Here is a 13,922-nt window from a genome sequence, read left to right on the forward strand (position 1 = left end):
GCCGGAACTGTAAGACGTGCACACTTGACGGATGGCCGGCGCACTCCCCGATGGTGATCCTGTACCCCGTGACGGGTCCCTCCCCGACGAAGCCACCCGTGAGGTGGGCAAGAACGGGTTCGCCGTCTACGTCCACGTGCCGTTCTGCGCCAGCCGTTGCGGCTACTGCGACTTCAACACCTATACGGCCAGTGAGCTGGGCGGCGGCGCGAGCCGGGACGAGTACGCGGAGACGGTCCTGGCCGAGCTGGCCCTGGCCGCGCGGGTGATCGAGCCGGGCCCCGTCGACACGGTCTTCGTCGGCGGCGGCACGCCCACCCTGCTCAGCACCGACGACCTGGGCCGGATCCTGGACGGCATCGACCGGACCTGGGGGCTGGCGCCGGGCGCCGAGGTGACCACCGAGGCGAACCCCGAGTCGGTGGACCCGGCCTACCTGCGGCGGCTGCGGGGCGCCGGCTTCACCCGGGTCTCGCTGGGCATGCAGTCGGCGGCCGCGAACGTGCTGCGGGTGCTGGACCGCAAGCACACCGCCGGGCGCGCGCCGCAGGCCGCGATCGAGGCGCGCGAGGCCGGATTCGAGCACGTCAACCTGGATCTGATCTACGGCACGCCGGGTGAGAGCGCGGACGACTTCGAGCGGTCGCTGCGGGCCGTCGTCGACGCCGGTGTCGATCACGTGAGTGCGTACGCGCTGATCGTCGAGGACGGCACCCGGATGGCCGGGCGGATGCGTCGGGGCGAGCTGCCGTACCCGTCCGACGACGTGGCCGCCGATCGCTACCTGGCCGCCGAGGCCGCGCTGGGCGACGCCGGGTTCGAGTGGTACGAGGTTTCCAACTGGGCCCGCGGTGACGGCGGCCGCTGCCAGCACAACCTGCTCTACTGGACCGGCGCCGACTGGTGGGGTCTCGGGCCGGGCGCCCACAGTCATGTCGGCGGGGTGCGCTGGTGGAACGTCAAACATCCCTCGGCGTACGCGAAACGCCTGTCCGAGGGTGTCTCGCCGGGACTCGCGCGGGAGCTGCTGACCGACGACGACCGGCACATGGAGGACGTGATGCTCCGGGTGCGGCTGCGTGACGGCATCCCGCTGGACCGGGTCGACGCCACGGGTGCCGCACGGGCGCTGTCGGACGGGCTGCTCGAGCCGCACGCCTACGACGAGGGGCGGCTCGTGCTCACCCTGCGGGGCCGTCTGCTGGCCGACGCGGTCATCCGCGACGTGTTGTGAGCGCTACCTCAGGAACGGGTAGCTGAGCGGGTAGTCGAACGGCTCGTTGTTCGCTGCCTTGACACCCGCGATCACGCCGACGACGGTCGCGGCCACCCAGGCCGCACCGACGATGAAGAAGCCGATGCCGACGCAGATCAGCACGCTCCCGACCAGGCCGATGATGCCCCAGAGCAGGTGGAAGTTGAGCGCCTTGACGGCCTCGGCGCGGACGACCGGCGACGTGTTGCCGCGTGACACCAGCGCGATGAGCGGCGCGATCCAGCCCATCAGCGTGCCGCCGAGGAAGGCGCCGAGCGCGCCGCCGAAGTGCGCGATCAGGATCCAGGTGCGATCGTCGGGCGAACCCGAGCCGTAACCGGGCGGCGGTGGGCCGTACTGCCCGGGGCCGTACTGGCCGGGACCGTACTGGCCGGGGCCGTACTGGCCGGGGCCGTACTGCGGCGCTCCGTAGGGCGGCGGGGGAGGGGGGTAACCACCGGGCGGCGGCGGAGGTTGGTTGTAGGGGTCGTCATCGGGCGGGCGAGGCGGTTCAGTCATGTCCGACACGCTAGGACCCCGGTTCGAGCCGGTCGAGGGGCCTCCCGCCCCCAAGATCTGAGAACGGTACGTACTTTCGATCATCGCGCTGCAGGCACTGGCGAAGTAGACTGGCACTCTATTAGCAGGAGTGCCAACAGGGGGAGGGGTCATATGAGTCTGGATGACCGCAAGCTCGAGGTGCTCCGGGCGATCGTCGAGGACTACGTCGAGACCCAGGAGCCGGTCGGCAGCAAAGCTCTGGTCGACCGGCACAAGCTCGGCGTCTCCCCGGCCACCGTGCGCAACGACATGGCGGTGCTGGAGGAGGAGGGCTACATCCGGCAGCCGCACACCAGCGCGGGCCGGGTGCCCACCGACGCCGGGTACCGGCTCTTCGTCGACCGGCTCACCAAGATAAAACCGCTGAGCCCGGCCGAGCGGCGCGCCATCGAGCGGTTCATGGTCGGCGCCGTCGACCTCGACGACGTGGTGCACCGCACCGTCCGGCTGCTGGCCCAGCTCACCCGCCAGGTCGCCGTCGTGCAGTATCCGAGCCTGTCGCGCTCCGCTGTCCGCCACCTGGAGCTGGTGCCGATCTCCACCACCCGCCTGATGCTGGTGATGATCACCGACACCGGCCGGGTCGAGCAGCGACTCGTGGAGATGCCCGGCCCGGTCGCCGACGGCGAGGTGTGGGAGCTGCGCCTCCGGGTGAACGAGAAACTCGCCGGCCAGAAACTCGCCGACACGCCGTCCCTGGTGCAGAAACTCGTCGAGGAGTGCGCCATCGAGCGTCGCGCCGCGATGACCTGCCTGGCCTCGGTCCTGCTGGAGACTCTCGTCGAGCGGAGTGAGGAGCGCCTCGCGCTGGCTGGTATGCCCAACTTGACACGTGGGGGTGTGCTGGACTTCCAGGGCACGCTGCGGCCCGTCCTCGAAGCCCTCGAGGAGGAGGTCATCCTGCTCAAGCTCATCGGCGATCTGGAACCCCGCACCACGCGGGTCCTGATCGGCGACGAGAATCAGATCGACAACCTGCGGTCGGCGTCCGTGGTGAGCAGCGGTTACGGACCGGGTGCCACAATCGTTGGTGGGCTCGGCGTGGTGGGCCCCACCCGCATGGACTACCCCGGCACCATCGCTACCGTTCGTGCAGTGGCACGCTACGTTGGCGACCTGTTGGCACAGAATTGACGGATTCGCGCAGACATTGAGGACTCCAAACCCCGTGGCCAAGGACTATTACGGAATTCTCGGTGTGAGCCGGGAGGCAACCGACGACGAGATCAAGCGCGCCTACCGCAAACTCGCTCGGCAATACCACCCGGACATCAACCCGGATCCGGAGGCGCACGACAAGTTCAAAGAGATCAACGCGGCGTACGAGGTCCTCTCCGACGACCAGAAGCGGCAGATCGTCGACCTCGGTGGCGACCCGCTCGCGCCGGGTGGCGGCATGCCCGGCGGAGCCGGTGGCGCCGGCCCGTTCGTCGGCTTCCAGGACATCATGGACGCGTTCTTCGGCACGGCCGCGGGCGGAGGCTCCCGTGGGCCGCGACCGCGCACGCGTCCCGGCGCCGACGCGATCCTGCGTCTCGAGCTCGACCTGGTCGAGACAGCCTTCGGGGTCGAGGCCCCGATCACCGTCGACACGGCGGTGCTCTGCACCCAGTGCTCCGGCGCCGGTACCGCGCCCGGCAGCCACCTGGCCACCTGTGAGGTCTGCTCGGGCCGCGGCGAGGTCCAGTCGGTGCAGCGCACCTTCCTCGGCCAGGTCGTCTCGTCCCGCCCCTGCCAGAACTGCCAGGGCCACGGCACGGTCATCCCGAACCCCTGTCCCACCTGCGCCGGTGACGGCCGGATAAGGACACGCCGCTCGCTCACCGTCAAGATCCCGGCGGGCGTCGAGGACGGCATGCGGATCCGCCTGGCCCAGCAGGGCGAGGTCGGCCCCGGCGGCGGTACTGCGGGCGACCTCTACGTCGAGATCCACGAGCGCCCGCACGACGTCTACTCCCGCAAGGGCGACGACCTGCACTGCCGCGTCACGCTCCCGATGACGGCGGCCGCGCTCGGCACCCGGATGACGATCAAGACCCTCGACGGCGAGGAGAACATCGAGGTCAAGCCGGGCACCCAGCCGGCCAGCACGCTGCGCATCCGGGGCAAGGGCGTCCCGCACCTGCGCGGTCAGGGGCGCGGCGAGCTCTTCGTGCACCTCGACGTCAAGACGCCGACCAAACTCACCGCCGACCAGGAGCGGATGCTCCGCGACTTCGCCAAGACCCGTGGCGAGGACGTCGCCGAGCTGAGCAAGCAGGGCGGCTTCTTCAGCCGGATGCGGGACGCGTTCAACGGGCACTGAGTTTGATTGCTGAACTTAATTGCTTCGCCTCCGGCTCGCTGGCGCTGTGTTTGACTGCTTCGCCTCCGGCTCGCTGGCGCTGCGCCTTGTAACCGACGTCGAGACGGCTGAAAACGACCACGCTTCGCTAGCCGTTTTCAGACGTCTCGACGTCGGCGGCGCATCGCGTGGTGGTTGCGGTTAGGGCGACTGCCTCTTGGTGGGGGCGGCGCATCGCGTGGTGGTTGCGGTTAGGGCGACTGCCTCTTGGTGGGCGGCGCATCGCGTGGTGGTTGCGGTTAGGGCGACTGCCTTCTGGCGTACGGGCGGCGCTGCGACCGGTGTTCGTGGGTGGGGCGGTAGCGTCTGGGGAATGTCGGCGCCGCTGTTTCTGGTTGAGAGCCTGCCTGTCGGGTCGTCGTTCACCCTTGGTGGGGCGGAGGGGCATCACGCCGCCACCGTGCAGCGGCTTCGGGTGGGTGAGGCGCTGATCCTCGCCGATGGGCGTGGGGGGACAGCTCGTGGTGAGGTGTCCGCTGTGGGGCGGGGCAGCGTCGACGTCAACGTTCTCAGCGTGGGGGAGGAGCCGGCGGCCGACCCGCGTCTGGTCGTGGTGCAGGGCATCGCCAAGGGCGACCGGGGTGAGCTGGCCGTGCAGGCGATGACCGAGGTCGGTGTGGACGAGATCCTGCCGTGGGCGGCGTCCCGGTCGGTGACGCAGTGGCGTGGTGACCGCGGGTTCAAGGCGCGTGACAAGTGGGCGGCCACCGCGCGGGAGGCCGCCAAGCAGGCCCGGCGTCCGTGGCTGCCGGTCGTCGGCGGCGAGCCGGACTGCTCGACGAAGCAGGTGGCGGCTCGTCTGGGTACGGCCGCCGCGGGGTTCGTGCTGCACGAGGAGGCCACCGAGCGGCTGACCACGGCCGAGCTGCCGGAGTCCGGTGACGTCGTGCTGGTGGTCGGCCCCGAGGGCGGGATCAGCGACGCCGAGCTCGACGCCTTCCGGGAGGGCGGCGCGGTTCCGGTGCGCCTGGGGCACGCCGTGCTCCGTACGTCGACCGCCGGTGTTGCCGCTCTCTCGGTGCTCTCCGCCCGCCTGAACCGCTGGTGAATCCCGGGGGTCAGACGGGGCGGCGAGCCAGGGCCGCGTAGGTGTGCACGGCGAAGTCGATCGTGCCGCCGTGAGCATCGAGGACCTCGATCGTCTCGTCGAGGACCGTCTCGCGCTCGGCGTCCTCGAGGATCCGGTACGCCGAGATCGAGCTCAGGTGGGCGCGGTACCCGGTCGACGAGTAGGCGCGGGTCGAGCGGTAACTCAGCGTGCGCAGGTCGGTGAACAGCTCCTCGATGCCGGTCAGTTCCGGCCATTGCTCGGCGAACGGCACCGGCCCGGCGGGGATGTCGGCGGGACGCATCGAGTGCGGGGTGTGGTTGCCGGTCAGGCCGTGCCGGGCGTCGACCTCGGCCAGGGCGGAGTACAGCTCGTCGTCGGGGAGCAGGAAGACGTTCCAGAACGGGGCGAGCAGGCCGCCGGGGGCGAGGGCCGCGAACGCCAGCTCGTGCCGGCGCGCGGTGTCGACCCAGTGCCAGGCCTGCGCGCTGATGATCAGGCCGTAGCCGCGGTCGGGCGTCCAGTCCTCGAACGTCGACTCGATCACCGCGACGCCGGGCACGGCACGGCGCAGGACGGCCGCCATCCGCGGGTCCGGTTCCAGGCAGGTCAGGTCGATGCCGTGGGCGGCGAACAGCGCCGACGCCTTGCCGGTGCCCGCGCCCACCTCGAGCACCGGGCCCGGACCGGCCGACGACAGCAGGTCGCCGGCCAGTCCGGCCGGATATCCGGGACGAACCCGGTGGTACTCCTCGGCCAGTTCGCCGAAGACCTGACTCCGTTCGCGAGACGTCATGCCCGCGAATATAGGCAAGCAGGCGTCAGATCGTGATCTCCACGGAGCGGCGGGGGTCATCGAGGGCGTGGGCGGCGATCACCGTGTAGGCGCCCGGAACCGTCTGCCAGCCGTCGTTCCACACCTGGAAGGCCCGCTCGGCAATGGGGATCGTCACGGTGACGGACTCGCCCGGCTCGGCATCCACCGTCGCGAACCCGGCCAGCCAGCGCTCGGGCCGTTCGACCGGCGAGCCGCTGTCCGGGGAGACGGAGGTGACCGGCGTGTCGGCGCCGGGGGACAGGTAGACCTGCACGACCTCGCGACCCGCGCGCCAGCCGGTGTTGGTGACCGTCACACGCACTTCCGATCCCGAGTGCGCCAGATGGTCGTACGACCAATCGGTGTAACCAAGACCGTGGCCGAACGCGAACAGCGGGTCGGCCGCCTGCCGCAACCACCCGCGGTAGCCGATGAAGACGCCCTCGTCGTAGGCGAGGGCGCCGTCCGACGGGCGCACCTCGAGGACCGGGCAGTCCTCCTCCCGGCGCGGCCAGGTGGTCGGCAGGCGTCCACCCGGCTCGGCGACCCCGAGCAGTACGTCGGCGAGCGCCCGGCCGGCCTCCTGACCGGGGAACCAGGTGAGCAGCACGGCCGCCGCCTCCTCGGCCCAGGGCAGCAGCACCGGGGAGCCGGCGTTGACCACCACGACGGTACGGGGATTGGCTGCCGCGACCCGCGCGACGAGCTCGTCCTGACGGCCGGGCAGGGCCAGTGACGTGCGGTCGAAGCCCTCCGACTCGACCTGCTCGGTGGTGCCGACCACGACCACGGCGACGTCCGAGCGGGCGGCCAGCTCGACCGCCTCGGCGATCAGCCCCTCGGCGTCCGGGCCCGGCGGACGGTGACCGAGCGTGGTGGAGACCGAGTGCGCCGCACCCGGCTCGAACGACTGCCGCAGCACCACGGGGACCGTCACGCCGGCCTCCAGGGCGACGGTGAACCGCTGCTCGCGCGGGTGCAGGAGCAGGTCGGCGCGGCCGGTGCCGGGCGGGTGCAGGGAGCCCTGGTAGAGCTTCTCGCCGCCGACGGCCAGCTCGAACGCGCCGAACCCGGAGACCGCGAGCACGTGCTCGCCGTCCGACTCGGGCGTGAGCTCGGTGTGCAGTTCCAGGCTGGTGATGCCGGCCACGTCCAGGCCGCCGGGCGGGTCGCCGATCCAGCGGATGGTTGCCGTCTCGACCCCGAAGTCGTGCTCGCCGATCCGGAACCGGAACGGTGCCCAGTCGGCGCCCTGCGCGGGCGGCAGGAACGGGCGGGGGTCGGCGCCGATCGCGTACGCCACGTCGACGCCCGGCAGCACCGCGCGCAGCCCGTCCAGTGGGGAGATCACGTGCCGCGGGGTGACCTGGGCACTGCCACCGCCGAGTACCCGGGCGTCGGTGGCGAGCGCACCGATCACCGCGACGCGGGTCAGATCGCCGGCCTCCAGCGGCAGGGCGCCGTCCACGTTGCGGGCGAGCACGAACGAGCCGGTCGCCACGTCGAGTGCGACGTCGTCGCCGTCCTCGTCGAGGGGGACGTCCTTCAGGGCGGCGTCCTCGAGGGCGCCGGTACGGGCGGCGAGGAGCAGGACGCGGCGTACCTTCTCGTCGATCACCTCCTCGGGAACCCGGCCGTCCCGGACCGCCTCGACCAGCGCCGGCCCCCACGGGTTGTCCATGGCCGGCATGGCGATGTCGAGGCCGCCGAGCGCTGACGCCACGGTGTCCCGGGCGGCCCGCCAGTCGGACACGACGATGCCGTCGAAGCCCCACTCGCGCTTGAGGATCTCGTCCTGGATCCGGCCGTTCTCGGCCATCGACTGCCCGTTGACCCCGTTGTACGAGCTCATCACGCCCCAGCCGCCGGACTCGGCGACCCGCTCGAACGGGGCGAGGTACACCTCGCGCAGCGCCCGCTCCGGGATCCGCACGTCCACGGTCATCCGGTCGGTCTCGAAGTCGTTGCCGACCAGGTGCTTCACCGTGGTGCCGACGTTGTGCTCCTGCACGCCCTCGACGAAGCCGACGGCGATCTCGCCGGTCAGCAGCGGGTCCTCGGAGTAGCACTCGAAGTGCCGGCCTCCGAGCGGGGTGCGGTGCAGGTTGACGGTGGGGCCGAGCAGCAGGTGAACGCCCTTGCGGCGTGACTCCTGGCCGAGCAGGCGGCCGGCCCGGCGGGCCAGGGCCGTGTCCCAGGTGGCGGCGAGGGCGGTGGGGCTGGGCAGGGCGACCGACGGGTCGTCGGGCGTGTATCCGGTGCCGCGGACGCCGACCGGGCCGTCCGACATGACGAGCGAGCGCAGGCCGATCCGCGGGATCGCCGGTAGTGACCAGAAGTCCTGTCCGGTCAGCAGTGACACCTTCTCCTCGAGGCTGAGCTGCTGCAGAAGGTCGTCGAGATCGGGCATGAGAGCGCTCCCAGGGGTGTGTCGGAGGATCCGACGACCATCTAAGCCCACCGCGGGCCCATAAGATCCGTCAGGTGGAAAACTCCTGCCTGTTCTGCCGGATCGTGGCCGGCGAGATCCCCGCCACCATCGTGCACCGAACCGAGACGACCGTCGCGTTCCGGGACATCGACCCCAAGGCGCCCACCCATGTGCTGGTGATCCCGGTCACCCACCACGCCGATGTGGTGGCCCTCGCCGGTGATCCGGCCGCAGCCGCGGACGTGCTGGCCGCCGCCGCGAAGGTCGCGGAGATCGAGGGGCTCACCGCCGGGTTCCGGGTGATCTTCAACACCGGCCGGGACGGCGGCCAGGAGGTCTTCCACGTACACGCGCACGTCGTCGGCGGTGCTCCGCTCGGACCGATGCTGGCCCGTTCGTGAGCGTTCCCACCCCTCGATACGAACGCGCGGCCCGCCGGGCGCAGGCCGACGGGCGTATCCCGGCCCTGGCCGTGGCGCTGCACCGGGCCGACCGTGAGCCCTGGGTGTTCGCCGTGGGTGACTCCGGCAACCCGGCGCACCCCCTCGGGCCGGACACCCGGTTCCGGATCGGGTCGGTGACCAAGACCTTCACCGCGGTCCTGGTCATGCAGGCCCGCGACGAGGGGCTGCTCGACCTCGACCAGCCGGTCTCGGCCCACCTCGACGTGCCGGCACACGGCGACGCCACCATCCGCCGGCTGCTCTCGCACACCGCCGGATTCCAGCGTGAGCCGTACGGCGACGTCTGGGACACACTGATCACCCCGGACGCCGGCCGGATGCTCGCCGAGCTCGACCGGGCCGAGCGGGTGCTGCCGAACGCCCGTCGCTACCACTACTCCAACCTCGGCCTCGCAGTCCTCGGGCAGCTCGTCGCGAAACTCCGCGGCGGCACCTGGGAGGAACTCGTCGCCGAGCTCGTCCTCGGGCCGCTCGGCCTGTATCGCACCACCGTCGCCCGGCCCGACGAGGCCGCCGTGGGCTACCTGGTCGACGCCTACTCCGACGCGGTCCGGCCGGAGCCGCCGGTCGATCTGGCCGGGGTCGGACCGGCCGCCCAGCTCTGGAGCAGCGCCGGCGACATGGCCAAGTGGGCCGCCTTCCTGGCGAGCCCGGAGATCATCGACCCGGGCGGGCGGATCCTGGCCGCCGCCACCGTCGACGAGATGCGCTGGCCGCTGACCACCACCGACGAGTCGCTCTGGGCGGCCGGTTTCGGGCTCGGGCTGATCCTGGTGCCGGAGGGCAAGCGGGTGACGCACGTCGGCCACGACGGTGCGATGCCCGGGTTCCTGGCCGGGGTCTACGGGCGGCGCGGCGGCGACGGCAACCCCGGTGCGCTCGGGTGTGCGGTACTCGGCTCGTCCGGCACCGCGGGCGAGACCAACGAGCTCGTGCACGACCTGCTGCGGATGGCCGTCGAGTCGGATCCGGCGGAGATCGCGCCGTGGCGCCCCGCGCCGCCCGCTCCGGCGGCCTACCGGTCGCTCCTCGGGCGCTGGTGGAGCGAGGGGATGGAATTCGTCTTCGCCTGGCACGACGGGCGGTTGCAGGCCCGCGCCGCCGAGGCTCCGGCGAGCCGGCCACCCGCGGTCTTCGAGCCGCTGCGTGGCGAGGCCGACGTGCTGCGGACCGTCTCCGGGCGGGAGGCCGGCGAACTGTTGCGGCTCACCCGTGACGACGCCGGGGCGGTGGTCCGCATGCATTGGGCGACCTACCGCTTCACCCGGCTGCAGGAGGGCTTCGACGGCGGCCTCGCGTCGGACGGGCCCGATTAGCGCCACCGGCGATAATGGCATCGGCGCGCGGGGCGGTGAGCGGATAGGATGGCACGATCCTTGAGCGAGCCGCTCCGACCGGGGTGGCGCAGAGAAAGAGAGCAGGTGGCGGAGGCCCTTCGGGCCACCCTATGACCGGTACGCCGAACGAATCCAGCACTGGCTCGACCAGCCCGGTGCGGGCGCAGACCAAGATCTCGGTGAGCGATCCGAAGATCATGGTGAACCTGCTCGGCGCCAAGGACGAGATCCTCCGGCTCATCGAGCGCAACCTCGACAGCGACGTGCACGTTCGCGGCAACGAGATCACCATCACCGGTGACCCTGCTGAGAACGCGACCGCCGAGCGTCTGTTCTCCGAGCTCATCGAGCTCATCGAGAAGGGCGAGACGCTCAGCGTCGACGCCGTCCGCCGCACCCTCCGGATGCTCGAGGAGAACACCTCCGAGCGTCCCGCGGAGGTGCTCACCCTCAACATCCTTTCCCGGCGTGGACGCACCATCCGGCCCAAGACTCTGGGTCAGAAACACTATGTCGACGCCATCGACAAGAACACCATCGTCTTCGGCATCGGCCCCGCCGGTACCGGTAAGACCTACCTGGCCATGGCCAAGGCGGTCCAGGCGCTGCAGGCCAAACAGATCAACCGGATCATCCTGACCCGGCCGGCGGTCGAGGCGGGCGAGCGGCTGGGCTTCCTGCCCGGCACGCTGACCGAGAAGATCGACCCCTATCTGCGGCCGCTGTATGACGCACTGCACGACATGCTCGACCCCGAGACCATCCCGCGCCTCATGGCGGCGGGGACGATCGAGGTCGCGCCGCTGGCGTACATGCGGGGCCGCACGCTCAACGACGCGTTCATCATCCTCGACGAGGCGCAGAACACCACGCCCGAGCAGATGAAGATGTTCCTGACCCGGCTCGGCTTCGGGGCCAAGATCGTGGTGACCGGTGACGTCACCCAGGTCGACCTCCCCGGCGGTACGAGCAGCGGCCTCAAGGTCGTGCGGGAGATCCTGCGCGACGTGGAGGACGTGCACTTCGCGGAGCTGTCCAGCTCCGACGTGGTGCGGCACCGGCTGGTGGCGGAGATCGTCGACGCGTATGCGCGGTTCGACGTGGCGCAGGAGCAGAAGGCAGCACAATCCGTCCACGCCGTGCCGGGCCGGGCCGCCAGCGGTGGCCGGACACCGGGCCGACGGCGCTGATTCACAAGGGGTAATCGCACCACTATGTCCATCGAGATCGCCAACGAGTCGGGAGTCGAGGTCGACACCGACGCGATCCTCGCGGTTGCCCGGCACGCCCTGGACGAGATGGGGGTCAACCCGCTCGCCGAGCTGTCGATCCTGCTCGTCGACATCGACTACATGGCCGAGCTGAATCACCGGTGGATGGGCAGCGACGGCCCCACCGACGTGCTTGCCTTCCCGATGGACGAGGGCAGCGTCGACCACGGTCCGGGCGAGTCCGGGGCCGGAGAGCCGGCGCTGCTCGGCGACATCGTGCTCTCGCCGGAGGTGGCCGCCAAGCAGGCCGCCGTGGCGGGGCACACCGCCGCTGACGAGCTGCACCTGCTGACCGTGCACGGCGCGCTGCACCTGCTCGGCTACGACCACGCCGAGCCGGAGGAGGAGCGGGAGATGTTCGCTCTGCAGAACAAGCTTCTGCAGAGCTGGCGAGCCGGACGCAAAGCCGGCTGATCATGGACCCCGCCTCGGTCGGCCTGCCGGATCTGCAACTGATCATCTTCGCGGTCCTGCTGGTGCTCCTCGCCGGCCTGGCCTCGATGACCGACGCCGCGCTGGCGACCGTCTCCCAGGCCCGGGCCGCCGAGCTGGCCCGGGAGGGACGCCGGGGCGCCGGCGCGCTGGCCGCGGTCGCCTCCGACGTGGTCCGCTACGTCAACCTGCTGCTCCTGCTGCGGCTGCTCTGCGAGCTGACCGCGACCACGCTGGTGGCGCTGGTGGCGGTGGACACGTGGGGGGTCGGCTGGCAGGCGGCGCTGGTCTCGGCGGGCGCCATGACGCTGGTCAGCTTCGTCGTGGTCGGAGTGGCCCCGCGCACGCTGGGCCGCCAGCACGCCTACGCGGTGGGCCGGGCGACCGCCCCGCTGGTGCGCTGGCTGGGCAAGGTACTCAACCCGCTCGCCAAGCTGCTGATCCTGATCGGCAACGCGGTCACTCCCGGTAAAGGGTTCCCGGAGGGGCCGTTCGGCAGTCAGGTGGAGCTGCGCGAGCTGGTCGACCTGGCCGAGCAGCGCGGTGTGGTGGAGCACGGCGAGCGCGACATGATCCACTCGGTATTCACGCTGGGTGACACCATCGCCCGTGAGGTCATGGTCCCGAGGACCGAGATGGTGTGGATCGAGGGGCCGAAGACACTTCAGCAGGCGCTCTTCCTCTTCCTGCGGTCCGGGTTCTCCCGGATCCCGGTGATCGGGGAGAGCGTCGACGACGTGCTCGGTGTGCTCTATCTCAAGGACGTGATCCGCCGTACACAGAACGGCGATCCGGACGCGACCGCGCAGGCGGTGTCCGAGGCGATGCGCCCGGCCAATTTCGTGCCCGAGTCGAAACCGGTCGACGACCTGCTCTCCGAGATGCAGGCGGCCCGCAACCACCTGGTCATCGTGGTCGACGAGTACGGCGGTACCGCCGGCCTGGTCACCATCGAGGACATCCTGGAAGAGATCGTCGGAGAGATCACCGACGAGTACGACGTCGAGCGACCACCGATCGAGCATCTCGACGACGGGGCGGTACGCGTGACCGCGCGCCTGCCGATCGAGGATCTCGGCGAGGTTTTCGGTGTCGAACTGCCCGCCGAGGAGGTCGAGACGGTCGGCGGCCTGCTCGCCCAGACGCTGGGTCGTGTGCCGATCCCCGGCGCGAAAGCGGAGGTGAGGGGCCTGCACCTGACCGCCGAAGGCACCACCGGCCGGCGGAACCGGATCGACTCGGTGCTGGTGCGCCGGATCCGGCCGCAACCGGCCGCGCAGGACCATGAGAACGTTGCCGAGAACGAGGAAAGACAACCAGCCGATGCCTGATCAGACCACTGCCGTCGCTGTTCCGAGCGGCGGCGATGCCGTACTGAGCGCCGAGGACACCAAACTGGTGACCCTCGCGCGCCACTCCCGCACCCGCGTCGGTGCGGCCGAGGGAGCGGCGGTCCGCGACCAGGACGGGCGGACCTACGCGGCCGCCTCGGTGAACCTGCCCCACCTGACGTTGAGCGCGCTGCAGCTCGCGGTGGCTCAGGCCGCCTCGTCCGGCGCCACGAGCATCGAGGCGGCGGCGGTCGTCACCGAGTCCGCTGAACTGGAGGCCGCCGGCCTCGCTGCCGTGCGTGATCTGGCCGCGGTTGCCCCGGTGCACGTGGCGGGCCCCACGGGATCGCTTGTCGGCACCGTCGTGTCTGGTGCGGTTCTCTGATGGCGGAGAAGCCCGAGGAGCGGCGTCTCACCGCCGGTGAGCGTAATGAGTTGCGGCGACAGGAACGCCGGGCGGCCCGGCGGGCCGAGGATCAGGGCGCGGCTCAGGGCGGGCGCGGATCCGGCGGGGCCGCTGGGGGCAGAACGTCAGGATCCCCGGGTACGGGTGAAGCACGGTCCCGTGGCGGCCGGGGAACCGGGCCGGCAGCAGGGCGGGGCGACCAGACCGGCCGGGGAGCCAGGCCGT

At 71.1% G+C, this 13,922-nt stretch carries 13 protein-coding genes; 10 read left to right on the forward strand and 3 right to left on the reverse strand.

The window, feature by feature from the left end; translation table 11 throughout:
• Positions 1-31 precede the first annotated feature (31 nt).
• Complete coding sequence (hemW, locus tag CLV67_RS07910; protein WP_106316529.1) at positions 32-1,234, forward strand: radical SAM family heme chaperone HemW; 1,203 nt, start codon at positions 32-34, stop codon at positions 1,232-1,234.
• A gap of 3 nt (positions 1,235-1,237) precedes the next feature.
• Here the strand turns inward: hemW and CLV67_RS07915 are convergent, their stop codons facing one another.
• The gene (locus tag CLV67_RS07915; RefSeq protein ID WP_106317087.1) at positions 1,238-1,774 is read right to left on the reverse strand and encodes a DUF4870 domain-containing protein; all 537 of its coding nucleotides are present in this window, start codon (positions 1,772-1,774) and stop codon (positions 1,238-1,240) included.
• Positions 1,775-1,927: 153 nt separating this feature from the next.
• Here CLV67_RS07915 and hrcA point away from each other — a divergent pair, with 153 nt between their 5' ends.
• The 3 genes from hrcA (at position 1,928) to CLV67_RS07930 (ending at position 5,208) form a co-directional block, all read left to right on the forward strand.
• The gene (gene hrcA, locus CLV67_RS07920; protein WP_106316530.1) at positions 1,928-2,950 is read left to right on the forward strand and encodes a heat-inducible transcriptional repressor HrcA; all 1,023 of its coding nucleotides are present in this window, start codon (positions 1,928-1,930) and stop codon (positions 2,948-2,950) included.
• A 34-nt stretch (positions 2,951-2,984) separates the two neighbouring features.
• A complete protein-coding gene (gene dnaJ / locus CLV67_RS07925; RefSeq protein WP_106316531.1) occupies positions 2,985-4,121 on the forward strand; it encodes a molecular chaperone DnaJ in 1,137 nt (378 codons plus the stop codon).
• 352 nt (positions 4,122-4,473) lie between these two features.
• On the forward strand, positions 4,474-5,208 hold the full coding sequence (locus CLV67_RS07930; RefSeq protein ID WP_106316532.1) for a 16S rRNA (uracil(1498)-N(3))-methyltransferase: 735 nt from the start codon (positions 4,474-4,476) through the stop codon (positions 5,206-5,208).
• Between the two features lie 10 nt (positions 5,209-5,218).
• Here CLV67_RS07930 and CLV67_RS07935 read toward each other — a convergent pair whose 3' ends face one another.
• Positions 5,219-6,004 (reverse strand): class I SAM-dependent methyltransferase, encoded by a 786-nt coding sequence (locus CLV67_RS07935; RefSeq protein WP_170153777.1) that lies wholly within the window; start codon positions 6,002-6,004, stop codon positions 5,219-5,221.
• 25 nt (positions 6,005-6,029) lie between these two features.
• Positions 6,030-8,435, reverse strand: a complete 2,406-nt coding sequence (locus tag CLV67_RS07940; RefSeq protein WP_106316534.1) for a glycoside hydrolase family 3 protein — start codon at positions 8,433-8,435, stop codon at positions 6,030-6,032.
• Positions 8,436-8,509: 74 nt separating this feature from the next.
• Here CLV67_RS07940 and CLV67_RS07945 point away from each other — a divergent pair, with 74 nt between their 5' ends.
• From CLV67_RS07945 to CLV67_RS07970, 6 genes are all read left to right on the forward strand, one after another.
• The gene (locus tag CLV67_RS07945; protein ID WP_106316535.1) at positions 8,510-8,857 is read left to right on the forward strand and encodes an HIT domain-containing protein; all 348 of its coding nucleotides are present in this window, start codon (positions 8,510-8,512) and stop codon (positions 8,855-8,857) included.
• Positions 8,854-10,236, forward strand: a complete 1,383-nt coding sequence (locus CLV67_RS07950) for a serine hydrolase domain-containing protein (RefSeq protein WP_106316536.1) — start codon at positions 8,854-8,856, stop codon at positions 10,234-10,236. Before CLV67_RS07945 ends, CLV67_RS07950 begins: the two co-directional genes overlap by 4 nt.
• A 131-nt stretch (positions 10,237-10,367) precedes the next feature.
• The gene (locus CLV67_RS07955) at positions 10,368-11,447 is read left to right on the forward strand and encodes a PhoH family protein (RefSeq protein ID WP_203737031.1); all 1,080 of its coding nucleotides are present in this window, start codon (positions 10,368-10,370) and stop codon (positions 11,445-11,447) included.
• Positions 11,448-11,471: 24 nt separating this feature from the next.
• Complete coding sequence (gene ybeY, locus CLV67_RS07960) at positions 11,472-11,942, forward strand: rRNA maturation RNase YbeY (RefSeq protein ID WP_106316537.1); 471 nt, start codon at positions 11,472-11,474, stop codon at positions 11,940-11,942.
• 2 nt (positions 11,943-11,944) lie between these two features.
• A complete protein-coding gene (locus tag CLV67_RS07965; RefSeq protein WP_106316538.1) occupies positions 11,945-13,291 on the forward strand; it encodes a hemolysin family protein in 1,347 nt (448 codons plus the stop codon).
• The gene (locus CLV67_RS07970) at positions 13,284-13,676 is read left to right on the forward strand and encodes a cytidine deaminase (RefSeq protein WP_106316539.1); all 393 of its coding nucleotides are present in this window, start codon (positions 13,284-13,286) and stop codon (positions 13,674-13,676) included. The genes CLV67_RS07965 and CLV67_RS07970 overlap by 8 nt, the downstream gene beginning before the upstream one ends.
• The last annotated feature ends 246 nt before the right edge of the window (positions 13,677-13,922 follow it).

This window comes from Actinoplanes italicus (assembly GCF_003001815.1).
In the GTDB taxonomy this organism is placed as follows: domain Bacteria; phylum Actinomycetota; class Actinomycetes; order Mycobacteriales; family Micromonosporaceae; genus Actinoplanes; species Actinoplanes italicus.

Bases quoted from the DNA above. Each gene is read 5' to 3' on its own strand.
- CLV67_RS07935 (WP_170153777.1), bottom strand. From the start codon at position 6,004: ATGACGTCTCGCGAACGGAGTCAGGTCTTCGGCGAACTGGCCGAGGAG.
- CLV67_RS07965 (WP_106316538.1), top strand. From the start codon at position 11,945: ATGGACCCCGCCTCGGTCGGCCTGCCGGATCTGCAACTGATCATCTTC.
- hemW (WP_106316529.1), top strand. From the start codon at position 32: ATGGCCGGCGCACTCCCCGATGGTGATCCTGTACCCCGTGACGGGTCC.
- CLV67_RS07930 (WP_106316532.1), top strand. From the start codon at position 4,474: ATGTCGGCGCCGCTGTTTCTGGTTGAGAGCCTGCCTGTCGGGTCGTCG.
- CLV67_RS07970 (WP_106316539.1), top strand. From the start codon at position 13,284: ATGCCTGATCAGACCACTGCCGTCGCTGTTCCGAGCGGCGGCGATGCC.
- hrcA (WP_106316530.1), top strand. From the start codon at position 1,928: ATGAGTCTGGATGACCGCAAGCTCGAGGTGCTCCGGGCGATCGTCGAG.
- CLV67_RS07915 (WP_106317087.1), bottom strand. From the start codon at position 1,774: ATGACTGAACCGCCTCGCCCGCCCGATGACGACCCCTACAACCAACCT.
- CLV67_RS07940 (WP_106316534.1), bottom strand. From the start codon at position 8,435: ATGCCCGATCTCGACGACCTTCTGCAGCAGCTCAGCCTCGAGGAGAAG.
- CLV67_RS07955 (WP_203737031.1), top strand. From the start codon at position 10,368: ATGACCGGTACGCCGAACGAATCCAGCACTGGCTCGACCAGCCCGGTG.
- ybeY (WP_106316537.1), top strand. From the start codon at position 11,472: ATGTCCATCGAGATCGCCAACGAGTCGGGAGTCGAGGTCGACACCGAC.